This window comes from Methylobacterium sp. 391_Methyba4 (genome assembly GCF_029691625.1).
Taxonomy (GTDB): Bacteria; Pseudomonadota; Alphaproteobacteria; order Rhizobiales; family Beijerinckiaceae; genus Methylobacterium; species Methylobacterium fujisawaense.
On the sequence record NZ_CP121475.1, the window covers coordinates 4,691,887 to 4,709,849 of the forward strand.

General features: G+C 69.3%; 11 protein-coding genes. 2 read left to right on the forward strand and 9 right to left on the reverse strand.

Annotation, left to right across the window (positions count from 1 at the left end; genetic code table 11):
• Nucleotides 1-11: 11 nt before the first annotated feature.
• Together P9K36_RS22025 and P9K36_RS22030 are read right to left on the reverse strand one after the other, a co-directional pair.
• On the reverse strand, nt 12-791 hold the full coding sequence (locus tag P9K36_RS22025; RefSeq protein WP_043348311.1) for an enoyl-CoA hydratase-related protein: 780 nt from the start codon (nt 789-791) through the stop codon (nt 12-14).
• 10 nt (nt 792-801) lie between these two features.
• Nucleotides 802-2,541, reverse strand: coding sequence for an acyl-CoA dehydrogenase (locus P9K36_RS22030; RefSeq protein ID WP_278305994.1), 1,740 nt, complete (start codon nt 2,539-2,541; stop codon nt 802-804).
• A 137-nt stretch (nt 2,542-2,678) separates the two neighbouring features.
• Between P9K36_RS22030 and P9K36_RS22035 the strand changes: the two genes are divergently transcribed.
• Entirely contained in the window at nt 2,679-3,677 is a 999-nt protein-coding gene (locus tag P9K36_RS22035) for an L-threonylcarbamoyladenylate synthase (protein WP_043761423.1), read from the forward strand.
• A gap of 133 nt (nt 3,678-3,810) precedes the next feature.
• On the opposite strand, the gene wrbA is transcribed toward P9K36_RS22035, so the two are convergent.
• Nucleotides 3,811-4,413: an NAD(P)H:quinone oxidoreductase gene (gene wrbA / locus P9K36_RS22040; RefSeq protein ID WP_043759111.1), complete on the reverse strand. Its 603-nt coding sequence runs from the start codon at nt 4,411-4,413 to the stop codon at nt 3,811-3,813.
• A 107-nt stretch (nt 4,414-4,520) separates the two neighbouring features.
• Between wrbA and P9K36_RS22045 the strand changes: the two genes are divergently transcribed.
• The gene (locus tag P9K36_RS22045) at nt 4,521-5,417 is read left to right on the forward strand and encodes a LysR family transcriptional regulator (protein WP_335645397.1); all 897 of its coding nucleotides are present in this window, start codon (nt 4,521-4,523) and stop codon (nt 5,415-5,417) included.
• 6 nt (nt 5,418-5,423) lie between these two features.
• On the opposite strand, the gene greA is transcribed toward P9K36_RS22045, so the two are convergent.
• The 6 genes from greA to rpoB all read right to left on the reverse strand — a co-directional run bounded on the left by greA (nt 5,424) and on the right by rpoB (nt 17,737).
• Nucleotides 5,424-5,897: a transcription elongation factor GreA gene (gene greA / locus P9K36_RS22050; RefSeq protein WP_278305995.1), complete on the reverse strand. Its 474-nt coding sequence runs from the start codon at nt 5,895-5,897 to the stop codon at nt 5,424-5,426.
• 98 nt (nt 5,898-5,995) lie between these two features.
• Nucleotides 5,996-7,000, reverse strand: a complete 1,005-nt coding sequence (locus P9K36_RS22055) for an MDR family oxidoreductase (protein WP_043348299.1) — start codon at nt 6,998-7,000, stop codon at nt 5,996-5,998.
• A 66-nt stretch (nt 7,001-7,066) separates the two neighbouring features.
• Nucleotides 7,067-7,651 (reverse strand): hypothetical protein, encoded by a 585-nt coding sequence (locus P9K36_RS22060; protein WP_043348296.1) that lies wholly within the window; start codon nt 7,649-7,651, stop codon nt 7,067-7,069.
• Nucleotides 7,652-7,863: 212 nt separating this feature from the next.
• Nucleotides 7,864-8,961, reverse strand: a complete 1,098-nt coding sequence (locus P9K36_RS22065) for a cell wall hydrolase (RefSeq protein ID WP_274927713.1) — start codon at nt 8,959-8,961, stop codon at nt 7,864-7,866.
• A 266-nt stretch (nt 8,962-9,227) separates the two neighbouring features.
• Nucleotides 9,228-13,436 (reverse strand): DNA-directed RNA polymerase subunit beta', encoded by a 4,209-nt coding sequence (rpoC, locus tag P9K36_RS22070; protein ID WP_043385733.1) that lies wholly within the window; start codon nt 13,434-13,436, stop codon nt 9,228-9,230.
• Nucleotides 13,437-13,612: 176 nt separating this feature from the next.
• Nucleotides 13,613-17,737, reverse strand: coding sequence for a DNA-directed RNA polymerase subunit beta (gene rpoB / locus P9K36_RS22075; protein WP_043385649.1), 4,125 nt, complete (start codon nt 17,735-17,737; stop codon nt 13,613-13,615).
• Nucleotides 17,738-17,963: the final 226 nt, after the last annotated feature.

Sequence of the window (17,963 nt, forward strand, 5' to 3'; positions counted from 1 at the left end):
GTCGGGCGGGCTCACGCCGAGACGGGCTTGGTGCGGTTGAGGAAGGCGGCGAGCCGCTCCTGGGATTCGGGCGAGCGCAGCTGCGCGTCGAAGGCCTTGGCCTCCGCTTCGAGGGCGGCCTCGACCTGCGCCTGATCACCCCGGATCAGCGCCCGGGTTGCCGCCAGCGCCCCGCGCGGCAGGGCGGCGAGGCGCGCCGCCTGCGCGACCGCCTGCTCCACCAGCATGTCGGCCGGCAGCACCGCGTTGACGAGGCCGAGCGCCTGCGCCTCGTCGGCCTCGAGCGGCCGGGACAGGAGCAGCAGCTCGGTCGCCCGGAGGCGCCCGACCCGCAGGGGCAGCAGGTAGCTCGAGGCCGCCTCCGGCACGAGGCCGAGTTCGACGAAGGGCATGCGCAGCCGCGCCGCCGGGCTCGCGTAGACGAGGTCGCAATGCAGGCAGAGCGTCGCGCCGATGCCCACCGCGATCCCGTCGACCGCCGCCACCATCGGGGTTCGGGTGCGGGCGAGCTGGCGGATGAAGGCCAGCGCCGGCGAGGCGCTGAACCCGTCCCCGGCACGATCCCCGGAGGACTGGCCCATGAAGTCGGCGAGGTCGTTGCCGGCGCTGAACATGCCGGGCTGCCCGGCGAAGACCACGGCGCCGATCCGGTCCGAGGCGTCGGCCTCGACCAGAGCTGCACGCATCGCGTCGTACATGGCGCCGGTGAGCGCGTTCTTCTTCTCCGGGCGGTTCAGGGTGATGAGGCGGACGCCGCCCGAGAGGTCGTCGATCGCGACGGGTTCGGCCATGATCCGCTCCTCAAACCGCCAGCGCCAGGGTGGCGTCGTCCGTGAAGGCGCCGCCCGCCACCACGGTCTGCTCCAGGCCGCCGGCCGCGGTGAGCAGGTTCTCGGCGTAGAACCGGGCGAGCGCGATGCGGGCGGCCTGCGCCGGATCGGTCTCGCCGGCCTTCAGGGCGGCGCTGGCGGCGAGCGCGCCGCGGGCGAGGCAGGCGCCCCCGAGCGTCAGGCCGAACAGGCGCAGATACGGCGTCGCGCCCGCCAGCGCCGCCTCGGGGCGGTTGGAGCTCAGCGCGGCGAGCTGGTGGCTCGTGGCCCGGTCGAGGCTGCCGATCCCGTCGCGCAGCCGTGCCGCCATGTGGCCGAAGGCGGGATCGCCGGCCTTGAGCAGGCCCTCGGCCGCCCGGCGCATCCAGGCGATCTGCGACCGGGCCGTGGCGCCGCCGTTCAGCGGCAGCTTGCGGGCGGTGAGGTCGATCGCCTGGATGCCGTTGGTGCCCTCGTAGATGCCGAGGATGCGGGCGTCGCGCATGAGCTGCGCCGCCCCGGTCTCCTCGACGAAGCCCATGCCGCCATGGACCTGCACGCCGAGCGAGGTCACCTCGTTGGCGAGGTCCGTCGCGAAGGCCTTCGCCACCGGCGTCAGAAGCGAGGCGCGGTCCAGGGCGGGTTGCCCCTCGGGGCCCTTCGACGCGTCGAGGGCGGCGGCGGTGAGGTAGCAGATGGCGCGTGCCGCGGCCGTGTACGCCTTCATGGTCAGCAGCATCCGCTGCACGTCCGGATGCGCCACGATCGGGCTCGTCGCCTCGGCGGCCCCGATGGCCTTACCCTGGCGCCGCTCTTGCGCGTAGGCGAGCGCCCGCTGGGTCGCGGCCTCGGCCACGCCGACGCCCTGCAGGCCGACGTTGAGCCGCGCCGCGTTCATCATCGTGAACATGCAGGCGAGGCCCTTGTTCTCCTGGCCGATCAGCCAGCCGGTGGCGCCGCCATCGTCGCCGAAGGCCATGGAGCAGGTCGGCGAGGCGTGGATGCCGAGCTTGTGCTCGATGCCGGAGCAGCGCAGGTCGTTGCGGGTCCCGTCCGGCAGCACCTTCGGCACCAGGAACAGGGAGATGCCCCGCGTGCCGGCGGGCGCGTCGGGCAGCCGGGCCAGGACGAGGTGGACGATGTTGTCGGCGAGATCGTGCTCGCCGTAGGTGATGTAGATCTTGGACCCGGTGATCCGGTAGGTGCCGTCGCCCGCAGGTTCGGCCCGGGTGCGCAGCAGGGCGAGGTCGGAGCCCGCCTGCGGCTCGGTCAGGTTCATCGTGGCGGGCCATTCGCCCGAGACCAGCTTCTCGAGGTAGCGCGCCTTCAGGTCGTCCGAGCCGTGGGCCGCGAGCGCCTCGATGCCGCCCTGGGTCAGGAGCGGGCAGAGGCCGAAGGCGAGGTTGGCGCCGTTCCACATCTCGGTGCAGGCGGCCTCGATCAGCTTCGGCAGGCCCTGGCCGCCATGGTCGGCCTCGGCCGAGAGCCCGTTCCAGCCGCCCTCCGTGAAGGTGCGGTAGGCCTCGCGCCAGCCGGGCGGCGTGGTGACGCGTCCGTCCGCGAAGGGGGTGCCGTGCCGGTCGCCGACCCGGTTGAGCGGCGCGATCACGCCGGCGGCGATCCGCCCGGCCTCGCTCAGGATCGCCTCGGCGTCGTCCGGATCGACGGAATCGAGCCCGATTACGTGCCGGAGGGTGAAGAGCATCTCGGGGACCGGGGCGCGGTAACTCATACGATCCTCCCGTGTTGCGGCCCGCCCGCTCGTTCGATCCGGGGCGGGTTTGACCGCGCCCGCGCACCGGCGCTAGGGCGGGGCGAGGATAGGCGCGCGGGGCTCGCATCGCCATGACCTCGGAGACGGCTTCCCGCATGAATGATCCCGGGTCAACGGGTCCGACCGCGACCCGCCGGCTTCCTCCCGACGCGGCCGGCATCGCGGAGGCCGCCGCGCTCCTGCGGGCGGGGCGCCTCGTCGCCTTCCCCACCGAGACGGTCTACGGGCTCGGGGCGGACGCCACCGATGCCGCCGCGGTGGCGGGCATTTTCGCCGCCAAGGATCGGCCGCGCTTCAACCCGCTGATCTCGCATCTGGCCGATGCGGACGCGGCCCTGGCGGAGGGGGTCTTCGACGCGCAGGCCCGCCGCCTCGCCACGGCTTTCTGGCCGGGTCCCCTGACCCTGGTCGTCCCGGCCCATCCGGGCACGCGGGTCTGCGACCTCGCCCGCGCCGGCCTGCCGAGCCTCGCCCTGCGGGTGCCGGCGCACCCGCTCGCCCAGGCGCTCCTCGCGGAAGTCGGCCGTCCGGTGGCGGCGCCCTCGGCCAACCGCTCCGGGCGCGTGAGCCCGACCCGGGCCGCCCATGTCCTCGACGATCTCGCCGGGCGGATCGCCGCGGTGCTCGACGGTGGCGACACGATGGTGGGCGTCGAGTCGACGGTGGTGGCCTGCCTCGGCGGCGCGCCGCGGCTGCTGCGGCCGGGCGGCATCACGCGGGCGGCGCTCCGGGACGTGCTCGGCCTCGATCCGGCATCTCCGGAGGCGGCCGACGCCGATCGGCCGGCGGGCCCCGGCATGCTCGCCTCGCATTACGCGCCCCGGGCGCGGGTCCGCCTGGATGCGGTGCGGATCGAGCCCGGCGAGGCGGTGCTGCTGTTCGGCGCCGAGCGCCCGGCCGGTCACGAAACCGCGCGGGCCAGCCTCAACCTGAGCCCGTCGGGCGATCCCGCGGAGGCCGCGGCCCGCCTGTTCGGCGCCCTGCGCGACCTCGATGCCTCAGGGGCCGGCACCATCGCGGTGGTGCCGATTCCGGAAGACGGCCTCGGCGAGGCGATCCGCGACCGCCTCGCCCGGGCCGCCGCGCCCCGCTGACGGCGCAGAAATTTTTGCCGGCAGCGGAACAGATGTCGGCCTGATCCGTTTATTGATCACGAAGGCCTTCTCAGCCCCCAATGGCCTTTTTCCTTTCAGGCTCGGAGCAATCCGAGCCTTTTTTCTTGCCTTCTCAGTCTCGGGCCAGCTTGGCGGCAATGCCGGCCACATGGCGACCCTGGAAGCGGGCCCCCTCCAGTTCCACGGCGCTCGGCTGGCGGGATCCGTCACCATCCGCGATCGTGCTGGCTCCGTAGGGCGTTCCGCCCTTGACCGCCTCGACACCGCCCTGGCCCTGGAAGCTGTAGGGCAGGCCGACCACCACCATGCCGTGGTGGAACAGCACCGTGTGGAAGCTCGTCAGCGTCGTCTCCTGGCCGCCATGCTGCGAGGCCGTCGAGGTGAAGACGGAGCCGACCTTGCCGACCAGCGCGCCCTTCATCCAGAGCCCGCCGGTCTGGTCGATGAACTGCTTCATCTGCGACGCCATGTTGCCGTAGCGGGTCGGCGTGCCGAAGATGATGGCGTCGTACTGCGCCAGTTCGTCCACGGTGGCGATCGGGGCCGCCTGATCGAGCTTGAAATGGCCCTGCCGGGCGACCTCCTCCGGGACCAGCTCCGGCACCCGCTTCACGACGACCTCGGCCCCGGTCTCGCGGGCCCCCTCGGCGACCGCGTAGGCCATCTGTTCGACGTGACCGTAGGTCGAGTAGTACAGCACCAGAACCTTGGCCATGGACGGGTCTCTCCTGTGTGTCGGGCGGCCGAATCGTCGGCCAGCGTCGTGCCCCTCCATCGCGCATTTGGCGCCTTGCAAGAATGCCCCACCATGCAAGAGTGATCTTGCGCAGACGCAAGGACCCGGGTGTGGCGCTCGACTGGGACGAGTTTCGGTTCGCAAAGGCCGTGGCCGACCGCGGCGGCCTGACCGCGGCGGCGGCGGACCTCGGCATCAACCACTCGACGGCGTTCCGACGCCTCGCGGCCCTGGAGGCGAAGCTCGATACGCGCCTATTCGAGCGGCTGCGCACGGGCTACGTGCCGACCCCCGCCGGACAGGCGATGATCGCGGCGGCCGCGCGGATCGAGGCGGACGTGGCGCGGTTCACCCGCGTGGTCGCCGGCCAGGGCGAAACCCCGTCCGGCGAATTGCGGGTGACCGCGCCGGCCGGCTTCGCCGCAGAGCTGCTGATGCCGATGCTCGCGAGCTTCACGGAGCGGTACCCCGACATCCGGATCGAGCTGATCCTCGCCGAGGCGACGCTCAACCTGTCGCGCCGGGATGCCGACGTCGCGATCCGGATCAGCCGCGAGCCGAGCGAGACTCTGGTCGGGCGGCGTCTCGCCGTCACGGCGTGGGGGGTCTACGGCCGGGCCGACCGCGCCTATGGCGATCTCGCCCGGGAGGCGTGGATCAGTCCGGGACCGCTGGTGGCAGGGGGCTCGTTCATGCGCTTCGTGGAGGCGCGGGTGCCGCCCGACCACATCCGCCTCCGGCTCAACGCGGTGATCGGTCTGGAGGCGGCCGTGCAGGCCGGCCTGGGGATCGGTCCGCTCCCCTGCTTCACCGCCGACGTCAATCCGGCACTGCAACGCCTGTCCGGGCCGCATCCGGAGCTGGGGGCGGATCTCTGGATCCTGACGCATCCGGACCTGCGCCACGCGGCACGGGTCCGGGTCTTCATGGAACACATCGCCGAGGCGCTGTTGCCCCTGCGACCGCGCTTCGAAGGCCGATGAACCGGCTCAGCGGATCTCCGCCACCTCGACCTCGTTGCCGTTCACCTCGACCACGTCACCGATCGTCTTGCCGGTGATCGCCCGGGCGAGCGGCGCCACGTAGGAGATCGAACCCTTGTGCGGATCGGCTTCATCCTCGCCGACAATCCGGAAGGTCTGGCGGTTCTCCTTGCCGGACTCGTCCTCCCGGATCACCGTGACGGTAGAGCCGAACTGAACCGTGTCGCCGGCCTTGGGCTCGACGAGCTGCGCGGTGTTCTTCCGGGCCGCCCAGTAGCGCAGGTCGCGCCCGATGCGGGAATCCTCCGCCTTGTCGGCAGGATCCAGCGAGGCGACTTCCTTCTCCAGGCGGGCGACTTCGGCCTCGATCTGCGCGAGGCCTTCCGGCGTCACGAAATTCGTGTGCGGCGAGATCGGCCGATCCGGCAGATTCTCGAACGCTTCTCCACCCTCGGGCTCTTTGACGAATGCAACGCTCATGAAAACATCAACACGCGATGCACGGCAAAGGTTCCGGGGCCGCGGCAAAATTCCGGTCCAGCCCGGTGCCGGGACGGGTTGGCCGAAACCCCTGAGGATCAGCGCGGACCGCCCGCCCGATCCACCTCCACCACGATCCGCCCACGCACCTTCCCGGCCAGGATCTCCGCGCCGAGCCGGCCGACTTCCTCCAGGGGGACACGGCTCGTCATGGCGGCGAGCTTGCCCAGATCGAGATCCCGGGCAAGCCGCGCCCAGGCCTCGCGACGCTTCGGCTGTGGGGTGGTGACGCTGTTGATGCCGAGCAGCGAGACGCCGCGGAGGATGAACGGCGCCACCGAGGTCGGCAGATCCATGCCCTGCGCCAGCCCGCAGGCGGCGACGGCGCCGTCCGCCTTGGTCATGGCCAGCACGTTGGCGAGCGTCGTGGAGCCGACCGCATCGACCCCCGCGGCCCAGCGCTCCTTGCCGAGCGGCTTGCCGGGCTTCGACAACTCGGCCCGGTCGAGGATCTCCGCAGCGCCGAGGCCCTTCAGGTAGTCGGATTCGCCGTCCCGGCCCGTGGAGGCGATGACGTGCCAGCCCGCCCGCGCGAGGAGGGCCACGGCGACCGAGCCGACGCCCCCGGAGGCGCCGGTGACGATGACCGGGCCGTGCTCCGGCGTCACGCCGTGGGCCTCGAGGGCCATGCAGCACAGCATCGCCGTGTAGCCGGCGGTGCCCACCGCCATGGCCTGCTCGGGCGTGAGCCCCTGGGGTAGCGGCACCAGCCAGTCGCCCTTCACCCGGGCGCGCTGGGCGTAGGCGCCGAGATGCGTCTCGCCGACGCCCCAGCCGGTGAGCACCACCGCGTCACCCGGCTTGTATTCGGGATGGTCCGACGTCTCGACGATCCCCGAGAAATCGATGCCGGGGATCATCGGGAAGCGGCGCACCACCGGCGACGTGCCGGTGAGGGCGAGGCCATCCTTGTAGTTCAGGGTCGAGTGCGTCACCCGCACGGTGACGTCGCCGTCCATCAGGTCGGCGTCGTCGAAGTCCTTGAAGGCGAGGCTCTGGCCGGCCTCGTTCTTCTCGACCACCCAGGCCTTGAACGTCCCCATCGTCACCTCCCGTGTTGCGCGGTGAGGTGTCGCCGGGACGTCCGGAATCAAGCCTTCGCGGCCGGATCAGTACCCCTCGTACCGGCTGCCCGTGTAGAAGCCGAGCCCGACGCCGATATCCGAAGAACTGGCCCCCGTGATGCCGACGGCGTCCGGGATCGAGCCGACCAGCGGGCCACCGTAAGAGGCCGGCCGGTAACCGTAGCCGCCGCCGACCGGCACCCAGCCGGCCCGAGCGGGCGCCACGAGAACCCGGCGGCTGACGCTGGCGTATTCCGGCGGGATCGTCTCGGGGATCGATTGCGCCGGACGGACCAGCACGGTCCGCGTGCGCACGGCGAAGCGCGGCGGCGTGGTGACCCAGCAGCCGATCAGCTCACCGCCGGGACCGCGGCTCGTCTGCCAGTAGCGGCCACCCGGCGAGACCATCACGCGCTCGGACACCGTATCGTAGACTGGCGGGGTGGTCCGATAGACGGTGCGGGGCGGACGGACCAGCACGTTCTCCTGCACGGTGTCGTAGACCGGCGGCGTGACGACGTGGCGGTAGCATTCGGAGCCGTAACAGCCGCCGGCCTGGGCGGGTGCGGCAAGGAGAACGCCGCCGAGGGCGGCGGCCAGGAGAGCAGTGCGAGCGACCGGCGCGGTCATGGAAGTCCTCTGATACGCATTACAACGAGAAGCGGCGCGCAAGCGGCGCTCGTCTCGACGTACCAGAGGCCAGACTCGTTGCCCGGCGCGCAAGCATTATCGGGAACGAAGGTAAAATTAACCCTTGGTTTCGACTGCTTAGTCGTCGCCTACCTAGGTAGCATTGTTCGAATTTTCCACAGTCTCTCTTACGAAGTCAGGCCAGAGCCGCCTCAGGTCTGACCCGCCCGGAGCTGGTAGAAGATGTGCCGGCCGATCACGTCCATCTTGCGCAGGCGGCGCGCCCAGCCCGGACGGACGTAGTCGGCGTGGTAGTGGGTCGCGGCGCCGACCTCGGCGAGGTAGGTCCGGCCCTCGATCACCGAGCGGGCGATGCGGGTCGCCGATTCCCAGGCGCCCGCATCGGTGATGCGCAGGGACTTGCCCTCGCAGGCGAAGGAGAACTGGCAGCCCATGTAGTGGTGCCGGTTCTGGTAGACGACGCCGCAGACGCTCGCCGGGTAGAGGCCGCTCTTCACGCGGTTGAGCACCACCTGGGCGACGGCGGCCTGGCCGGCCTCCGGCTCGCTCCGGGCCTCGAAATAGACCGCCTCGGAGAGGCAGCGCTGCTCCTTGTCGAGGGCGTTCGGGTCGATCAGGTCGGCGTAGCGCCGGCGCGCATCCTCGGGCACCGGCTGGGCGCTGTCCGGGCGCTCCGTGCGGATTGCGAAATCGGGGAGCGCGAGACTCGCCGCGGCGATCTCCACGGGGATCGCGTCCGCGGGCGCCGGAGTCGTGGACGACAGGGCGATGGCGCGGGGCACCGGCGGGGTCGAGCCGTCGAAGCGCTCGGGCCCACCATCCGCGGTGAGGTCGGCCGTGCCTTCGCCCGTGGAGGCGGCCGTGCCGGCGCCGGTGGTCAGGCCGAGATCGGGCACGGGGACGAAACCGGCCTCCGGCTCGGAATCCGGATCCCAAACCGCAGCCCCCTGCGTCAGCACGCCGGTGACGCTGCCGGTGACGTCGCCGAACACCAGGGCGCCGCCGGGCTCCCGGAGGTTGGCGGCCCGGCGGGCGAAGCTCTCGGCCGGCGGCCGGGCGGGGTTGCCCTTGCCTCCCCGCTGCACCACCGGGAAGACGTGCGCACCGGTCTTGAATACCGTCTGGGGCGGCTCGTCACCGAGGCGGCGCAGGGCGGATCCGATCAGCAGGGTGCCGGGCGGCAGGGGCGGAACGGTCTCGGCATCGATCACCCCGAGCCGGCTCGCCCCGATGGCGTTCTCCGTGCCGGCATCGGCCGTGAACGACACCAGCAGGCCGAGCCCGACCATCCAGGGCGTCATCGCCGCCGAGAGCCAGCGCAGGCTCGATTCCCGTCCTCGTCTCGTGCCCACGACGCCAGACCCGCACTCACGCACCCGAACCGGCCCGATCCTCCCCGTTTCCAGGGTGTTTCTGGGGCCGCTCAGGATTTATCGCGCGGCATGGTTGAGCCTCGGTTAAGTCGGCCGCCGTGCAGGCGTCCCGGTTTGGAGAGCAACCACGAAAAAGGGCGGCCCGAAGGCCGCCCTTGTCTCTCTCAATCCTGCCTGTCGCCTTATTCGGCGGCGGGCGGAAGCTCCTCGACCGGCATCGCGCCGCTCTCGGTCTGCTTCTGCTGCAGGATCATCGCGTCGCGGCGGCGGGCGATGGAGCGGATGTCCGCCACCATCGACCCGGTGCCGGCCGGGATCAGCGATCCGACGATCACGTTCTCCTTCAGGCCTTCCAGGGTGTCGACCTTGCCGTTGACCGCCGCCTCGGTGAGGACGCGGGTGGTCTCCTGGAACGAGGCCGCCGAGATGAACGACTTCGTCTGCAGCGACGCCTTGGTGATGCCGAGCAGGACCGGAACGCCCTGGATCGGCTTCTTGCCCTCGGCGAGCAGCTTCTCGTTGAACTCGGTCAGCTCCGTCCGGTCAATCTGGTCGCCCGAGAGGATGTCCGAGTCGCCGCCATCGGTCACCTCGACCTTCTGCAGCATCTGACGGACGATCACCTCGATGTGCTTGTCGTTGATCGACACGCCCTGCAGCCGGTAGACCTCCTGGATCTCGTTGACGAGGTAGGCGGCGAGTTCCTCGACGCCCTTGATCGCCAGGATGTCGTGCGGAGCCGGGTTTCCGTCGACGATGTAGTCGCCGAGCTCCACCACGTCCCCGTCCTGCAGGTGGATGTGCTTGCCCTTCGGGATCAGGTACTCGACCGCCTCCGAGCCGTCATGCGGCGTCAGCGTGAGCCGACGCTTGTTCTTGTAGTCGCGGCCGAACGCGATGGTGCCCGACTTCTCGGCGATGATCGCCGCGTCCTTCGGGCGCCGTGCCTCGAACAGCTCCGCCACCCGCGGCAGACCGCCGGTGATGTCGCGGGTCTTGGCCGAGTCGGTCGAGACGCGGGCCAGAATGTCGCCGGCCTTGACCGTCGCGCCCGGATCGAAGCCGATGATGGCGTCGACCGGCAGGAAGTAGCGGGCGTCCGAGCCGCGCGGCAGCTTGAGCGCCTTGCCCTCCCGATCGACCACGACCATCGCGGGCTTCAGGTCCGAGGTCCGGGCCGAGCCGCGCCAGTCGACGACGACGCGCTTGGCGATGCCGGTCGACTCGTCGGTGGTCTCGGTCATGGACTGGCCGTCGACCAGATCCTCGTAGGCCACGAGGCCGTCGACCTCGGTGAGGATCGGACGGGTGTAGGGATCCCACTCGGCGATCCGCTGCCCGCGCTTGATCTTGTCACCCTCGTCGACCCGGAGCTTGGCGCCGTATTGCAGGCGGTGGACCGCCCGCTCGACGCCGTCCGACCCCACGATCACGACCGCCACGTTGCGGCCGGTGGCGATCAGGTCCCCGTCCGTGTTCTTGGCGACGGCGCGGTTGCGGATCTTGATCGTGCCTTCGAAGCTCGACTCGATGAAGGACGAGTCGGCGATCTGGGCCGCACCGCCGATGTGGAAGGTGCGCATCGTGAGCTGCGTGCCCGGCTCGCCGATCGACTGCGCCGCGATGACGCCGACGGCCTCGCCCATGTTGACGGGCGTGCCGCGGGCGAGGTCGCGCCCGTAGCAGGTGGCGCAGACGCCGCTCTTGGTGGCGCAGACCAGCACCGAGCGGATCTTCACCTCCTGGATGCCGGCGGCGTTGATCGCCGGCAGGTGCCGCTCCTCGATGGTCTCGCCGGTCTTGACGATCACCGTGCCGTCCGCGGCCACGAGATCCTCGGCCGTGGCGCGGCCCAGGATGCGGGTGGCGAGCGTCGCCACGACCTGACCGGCATCCACGATGGCGCGCATCTTGATGCCGTTGGTCGTGCCGCAATCCACCTCGCGGATGACGGCGTCCTGCGCCACGTCGACGAGACGGCGGGTCAGGTAGCCGGAGTTGGCGGTCTTCAGGGCGGTGTCGGCCAGGCCCTTACGGGCACCGTGCGTGGAGTTGAAGTACTCCAGAACGTCCAGGCCTTCCTTGAAGTTCGAGATGATCGGGGTCTCGATGATCTCGCCCGACGGCTTGGCCATGAGGCCGCGCATCGCCGCGAGCTGCTTCATCTGGGCGGGCGAACCACGGGCGCCGGAGTGGCTCATCATGTAGATCGAGTTGATCTGCTTGTCGGCGCCGTGCTCGTCCTTCTGGACCGCGGAGATGCGGCCCATCATCTCGGCGGCCAGCTTGTCCGAGCACTTGGCCCAGGCATCCACCACCTTGTTGTACTTCTCGCCCTGCGTGATCAGGCCGTCGTTGTACTGCTGCTCGTAATCCTTCACGAGCGCGCGGGTCGTGTCGACGATCGACCACTTGTTCTCCGGCACGACCATGTCGTCCTTGCCGAACGAGATGCCGGCCTTGAACGCGTGGTTGAAGCCGAGCGCCATGATCCGGTCACAGAAGATCACCGACTCCTTCTGACCGCAGTGGCGGTAGACGGTGTCGATCATCGCCGAGATCTCCTTCTTGGTCATCAACTTGTTGACGACCTCGAAGGGCACCTTGGCGTGCTTCGGCAGGGCACCGGACAGGATCACCCGGCCAGGCGTGGTCTCGTAGGTCTTGGTCAGGGGCTGATTGTCCGGGCCGATGCCGGTCCAGCGCCACTTGATCTTGGTGTGCAGCGACACGGCCTTGGCGGCCAGGGCGTGCTCCAGCTCGCCCATGTCGCCGTAGACGCCCTGCATCGGGTTCTTGGCGTTGTCCGCCTTGAACTCGCCCGGCATGCCCTCGGCCACGATCGACAGGTAGTAGAGGCCGAGCACGATGTCCTGCGACGGCACGATGATCGGCTGACCGTTGGCCGGGTGCAGGATGTTGTTGGTCGACATCATGAGGACGCGCGCTTCCAGCTGCGCCTCGAGCGACAGCGGGACGTGCACGGCCATCTGGTCGCCGTCGAAGTCGGCGTTGAACGCGGCGCAGACCAGCGGGTGCAGCTGGATCGCCTTGCCCTCGATCAGCTTCGGCTCGAAGGCCTGGATGCCGAGGCGGTGCAGCGTCGGCGCGCGGTTCAGCATCACCGGGTGCTCGCGGATCACCTCATCGAGGATGTCCCAGACCTCCGGCTTCTCCTTTTCGACCAGCTTCTTCGCCTGCTTGACGGTGGCCGAGAAGCCCTTGGCGTCGAGGCGCGCGTAGATGAACGGCTTGAACAGCTCCAGCGCCATCTTCTTGGGCAGGCCGCACTGGTGCAGCTTCAGCTCCGGGCCGACCACGATGACCGAGCGGCCCGAATAATCGACGCGCTTGCCGAGCAGGTTCTGGCGGAACCGGCCCTGCTTGCCCTTCAGCATGTCGGCGAGCGACTTCAGCGGACGCTTGTTGGCGCCCGTGATGACGCGGCCGCGGCGGCCGTTGTCGAACAGGGCGTCGACCGCCTCCTGCAGCATCCGCTTCTCGTTGCGGATGATGATGTCGGGCGCGCGCAGCTCGATCAGCCGCTTCAGGCGGTTGTTGCGGTTGATGACGCGGCGGTACAGGTCGTTGAGGTCGGAGGTCGCGAAGCGGCCGCCGTCCAGCGGGACCAGCGGGCGCAGGTCCGGCGGGATCACCGGAACGACCGTGAGGATCATCCATTCCGGCTTGTTGCCGGACATCTGGAAGGCCTCGATGATCTTGAGCCGCTTCAGGAGCTTCTTGGGCTTCAGCTCCGACGTCGTGACCGCGATCTCCTCGCGCAGATCGTTGGCGATCTTGTCGAGGTCGAGCTCCTGCAGGATGCGCCGGATGGCCTCGGCGCCGATCATGGCGGTGAACGAGTCCTCGCCGTACTCCTCCTGGGCGCGCAGGTACTCCTCCTCCGACAGGAGCTGACGCTCCTTCAGGGGGGTAAGGCCCGGCTCGATGACGCAGTAGGACTCGAAGTACAGGATCCGCTCGAGGTCCTTGAGGGCCATGTCGAGCAGCAGGCCGATGCGCGAGGGCAGCGACTTCAGGAACCAGATATGCGCGACGGGGGCGGCCAGCTCGATATGGCCCATGCGGTCGCGCCGGACGCGCGCGAGGGTGACCTCGACGCCGCACTTCTCACAGATGACGCCCTTGTACTTCATGCGCTTGTACTTGCCGCACAAGCACTCGTAGTCCTTGATCGGCCCGAAGATGCGCGCGCAGAACAGGCCGTCGCGCTCGGGCTTGAAGGTCCGGTAGTTGATGGTCTCGGGCTTCTTGATCTCGCCGTACGACCAGGAGAGGATCTTCTCCGGGGACGAGATCGAGATCTTGATCTGATCGAAGCTGACCGGCGTGGCCTGCTGGTTGAAAAGGTTCATGACCTCTTGGTTCATGATCCGCTCCTTGTTGACGCCGGCAGCCCCGCGCCGGGCCACCGCGTCTTGAAAAAGATCCGGCGCCGCACCCCGCACGGGCGCTGCTCACCGTCGTCGAACCCGGAAGGCCCCTCCCCTCCCCGCTCGACCGTGGCGGCGGGATCCGCCGCCACGGGAGGTGTTTGTGACTGGCTCTACTCGGCCGCGTCGGCCGGCGGCTCCAGCTGATCGTTCGCGGCCTTCTTCGAAGACGTCAGCTCGACGTTGAGGCCGAGCGAGCGCATCTCCTTGACGAGCACGTTGAAGCTCTCGGGGATGCCGGCCTCGAAGGTGTCGTCGCCGCGGACGATCGCCTCGTAGACCTTGGTGCGGCCGGCCACGTCGTCCGACTTCACCGTGAGCATCTCCTGCAGCGTGTAGGCCGCGCCGTAGGCCTCCAGCGCCCAGACCTCCATCTCACCGAAGCGCTGGCCGCCGAACTGCGCCTTGCCGCCCAGCGGCTGCTGGGTGACGAGCGAGTACGGGCCGATCGAGCGCGCGTGGATCTTGTCGTCCACGAGGTGGTGGAGCTTCAGCATGTAGATGTAGCCCATCGTGACCTTGCGGTCGAAGGGCTCGCCGGTCCGCCCGTCGTAGAGCGTCGACTGCGCCGAGCGGTCCAGCCCGGCCATCTCCAGCATCTGCTCGATGTCGGCTTCCTTGGCGCCGTTGAACACCGGCGTGGCCATCGGCACGCCACGGCGGACGTTGTTGCCGGCCTCGGCCAGCTCCTCGTCCGTCAGCCCGTCGAGCTCGCCCGGGGAGTAGATCGCCTTCATCTCCTCCCGCAGCGGCGCGATGTCCTGCGACTTCAGATAGGCATCCACCGCCTTCGACACCTTGCGACCCAGGCCCGCAGCCGCCCAGCCCAGGTGCGTCTCCAGGATCTGGCCGACGTTCATGCGCGACGGCACGCCCAGCGGGTTGAGCACGATGTCGGCATGCGTCCCGTCCTCCAGGAACGGCATGTCCTCGATCGGCACGATCCGCGACACGACACCCTTGTTGCCGTGACGGCCGGCCATCTTGTCGCCCGGCTGGATCTTGCGCTTCACCGCCACGAAGACCTTGACCATCTTCATGACGCCGGGGGGCAGCTCGTCGCCGCGCTGCAGCTTCTCGACCTTGTCGAGGAAGCGCTGCTCGAGGCGCTTCTTCGACTCGTCGTACTGCTTCTGCATCGCCTCCATCTCGGTCATGAGACGGTCTTCGATGACGGCGAACTGCCACCATTGCGAGCGCGGGTAGTCGTTGATCAGCTCGCGGGTGAGCGTGGTGTCCTTCCGGAAGCCCTTCGGGCCGGCCACCGGCGCCTGGCCGATCAGCACGTCCGCGAGGCGCGCGTAGGTGTTGCGGTCGAGGATCGCCTGCTCGTCGTCGCGGTCCTTGGCGAGCCGCTCGATCTCCTCGCGCTCGATCGCCTGGGCGCGCTCGTCCTTGTCGACGCCGTGGCGGTTGAACACCCGCACCTCGACGATCGTGCCGGTGACGCCCGGCGGCACCCGCAGGGAGGTGTCGCGCACGTCCGAGGCCTTCTCGCCGAAGATGGCGCGGAGGAGCTTCTCCTCCGGCGTCATCGGGCTCTCGCCCTTCGGGGTAATCTTGCCGACGAGGATGTCGCCCGCGTTCACCTCGGCGCCGATATAGACGATGCCGGCCTCGTCGAGGTTCTTGAGCGCCTCCTCGGAGACGTTCGGGATGTCGCGGGTGATCTCTTCCGGCCCGAGCTTGGTGTCGCGGGCCATCACCTCGAACTCCTCGATGTGGATCGAGGTGAACACGTCATCCTTCACGATCCGCTCGGAAAGCAGGATCGAGTCCTCGAAGTTGTAGCCGTTCCACGGCATGAACGCGACGAGCACGTTCCGGCCGAGCGCCAGCTCGCCGAACTCGGTCGAAGGACCGTCGGCGATGATCTCGCCCTTCTTCACGAACTCGCCGACGCGGACCAGCGGCTTCTGCGTGATGCAGGTCGACTGGTTGGAGCGCTGGAACTTCTGCAAGCGGTAGATGTCGACGCCGGGCTTGTTGGCGTCGGCCTCCTCGGTGGCGCGGATGACGATACGGGTGGCGTCCACCTGATCGATGATGCCGGCCCGGCGGGCCGCGATGGCGGCGCCGGAATCCCGGGCGACCACCGCCTCCATGCCGGTGCCCACGAACGGGGCGTCGGCGCGGACGAGCGGCACCGCCTGGCGCTGCATGTTCGAGCCCATGAGGGCGCGGTTGGCGTCGTCGTTCTCAAGGAACGGGATCAGCGCCGCGGCGACCGAGACGAGCTGCTTCGGCGACACGTCCATGAGATCGACGCGCTCGGGCCCCACGACGATCACCTCGCCGGCCCGACGGCAGACCACGAGATCCTCCGTGAGCTTGCGGGCCTCGTCCATCTGGGCGTTGGCCTGAGCGACGTAGTACTTCGCCTCCTCCATGGCCGAGAGGTAGGCGACCTCATCGGTGACCACGCCGTCGCGGACGCGGCGGAACGGGGTCTCGATGAAGCCGTACTTGTTCACCCGCGCGAAGGTGGCGAGCGAGTTGATCAGGCCGATGTTCGGGCCTTCCGGCGTCTCGATCGGGCAGATGCGGCCGTAATGGGTCGGGTGCACGTCGCGCACCTCGAAGCCGGCGCGCTCGCGGGTCAGACCGCCCGGGCCGAGCGCCGACAGGCGGCGCTTGTGCGTCACCTCGGAGAGCGGGTTGGTCTGGTCCATGAACTGCGAGAGCTGCGACGAGCCGAAGAACTCGCGCACGGCCGCGGCGGCGGGCTTCGCGTTGATGAGATCCTGCGGCATGACCGTGTCGATATCGACCTGGCTCATGCGCTCGCGGATCGCGCGCTCCATGCGCAGGAGGCCCAGGCGGTACTGGTTCTCCATGAGCTCGCCCACCGAGCGGACGCGGCGGTTGCCGAGGTGGTCGATGTCGTCGACCTCGCCCTTGCCGTCGCGCAGCTCCACGAGCGCCTTCACCACCGCCAGCATGTCCTCCTTGCGGAGGGTGCGCACGGTGTCGGCGGCGTCGAGGTCGAGGCGCATGTTCATCTTCACGCGGCCGACGGCCGAGAGGTCGTACCGCTCGGAGTCGAAGAACAGCGAGTGGAACATCGCCTCGGCGGTCTCGAGGGTCGGCGGCTCGCCCGGGCGCATGACCCGGTAGATGTCGAACAGCGCGCCCTCGCGGTTGGAGTTCTTGTCCACCGCCAGCGTGTTGCGGATGTAGGGGCCGACATTGACGTGGTCGATGTCGAGCACCGGGAGCTCGGTGATGCCGACATCATCCAGGCTCTTCAGGAGCTTGTCGGTGATCTCCTCGCCGGCCTCGGCCCAGATCTCGCCGGTCTGCGCGTTGACGAGATCCTCGGCCACGTACTGGCCGACGAGATCCTCGTCGGTGGCCTTGAGGAACTTGGTGCCCTTGTCGGTGATCTGACGGGCGTTGCGGGCGTTGAGCTTCTTGCCGGCCTCGAGCACGACCTCGCCGGAATCGGCGTCGATCAGGTCGACGGTGGCCTTCATGCCCTTCATGCGCTCGGCGTCGAAGGGCACGCGCCAGTCGGCGCCGTCGCGGTCATAGACGACCTTGTTGTAGAAGGTCGACAGGATCTCCTCGCCGTCGAGGCCGAGGGCATAGAGCAGCGACGTCGCCGGCAGCTTGCGCTTCCGGTCGATGCGGACGTGGACGATATCCTTGGCGTCGAACTCGACGTCGAGCCAGGAGCCCCGGTACGGGATGATGCGTGCGGCGAACAGGAGCTTGCCCGAGGAATGGGTCTTGCCCTTGTCGTGGTCGAAGAACACGCCCGGCGAGCGGTGCATCTGCGAGACGATCACGCGCTCGGTGCCGTTGACGATGAAGGTGCCGTTCTCCGTCATCAGGGGCATGTCGCCCATGTAGACGTCCTGCTCCTTGATGTCCTTGACCGACTTCGCCTGCGTGTCGGGATCGACATCGAACACGATGAGGCGCAGCGTGACCTTCAGCGGGGCCGCGAAGGTGATGCCGCGCTGGCGGCACTCGTCGACATCGTACTTGGGCGCCTCGAAGGTGTAGCGCACGAACTCGAGCAGGGCCGTGGAAGCGAAGTCGGAAATCGGGAAGACCGACTTGAACACGCTCTGCAGCCCCTCGTCGGCGCGCCCACCCTCGGGCTCGTCGACCATCAGGAACTGGTCGTAGGACGCCTTCTGAACCTCGATGAGGTTCGGCATCTCGGCAACTTCCTTGATCTTGCCGAAGAACTTCCGAATGCGCTTGCGACCGACCAGCGTGTTGGCCATGTGACCTCGCTCCTACCCGCGTACCTCTCGCCCGGGGAAGCGTTCCCGAAAGGGACCTCCCGCACCGGGCCGCGACGCGCGCCCCGCCGGGCAGCGCCACCGAACCGAAACTTCTCGCCGGTCCCTTCCGGGACCATCCGCCGAAGCGGCCTAAAGCCCGCGGGTGTTGCACCCGCGGGCTCCGGTCACGACAGACCCGAAGCGGACCTCCGTGGGGTGATGGGCC

Coding starts and splice junctions, on each gene's coding strand:
- rpoB (WP_043385649.1), bottom strand. CDS start 17,737: ATGGCCAACACGCTGGTCGGTCGCAAGCGCATTCGGAAGTTCTTCGGC.
- P9K36_RS22035 (WP_043761423.1), top strand. CDS start 2,679: ATGAATGATCCCGGGTCAACGGGTCCGACCGCGACCCGCCGGCTTCCT.
- P9K36_RS22025 (WP_043348311.1), bottom strand. CDS start 791: ATGGCCGAACCCGTCGCGATCGACGACCTCTCGGGCGGCGTCCGCCTC.
- greA (WP_278305995.1), bottom strand. CDS start 5,897: ATGAGCGTTGCATTCGTCAAAGAGCCCGAGGGTGGAGAAGCGTTCGAG.
- P9K36_RS22065 (WP_274927713.1), bottom strand. CDS start 8,961: ATGGTCGGGCTCGGCCTGCTGGTGTCGTTCACGGCCGATGCCGGCACG.
- wrbA (WP_043759111.1), bottom strand. CDS start 4,413: ATGGCCAAGGTTCTGGTGCTGTACTACTCGACCTACGGTCACGTCGAA.
- P9K36_RS22055 (WP_043348299.1), bottom strand. CDS start 7,000: ATGGGGACGTTCAAGGCCTGGGTGGTCGAGAAGAACGAGGCCGGCCAG.
- rpoC (WP_043385733.1), bottom strand. CDS start 13,436: ATGAACCAAGAGGTCATGAACCTTTTCAACCAGCAGGCCACGCCGGTC.
- P9K36_RS22060 (WP_043348296.1), bottom strand. CDS start 7,651: ATGACCGCGCCGGTCGCTCGCACTGCTCTCCTGGCCGCCGCCCTCGGC.
- P9K36_RS22030 (WP_278305994.1), bottom strand. CDS start 2,541: ATGAGTTACCGCGCCCCGGTCCCCGAGATGCTCTTCACCCTCCGGCAC.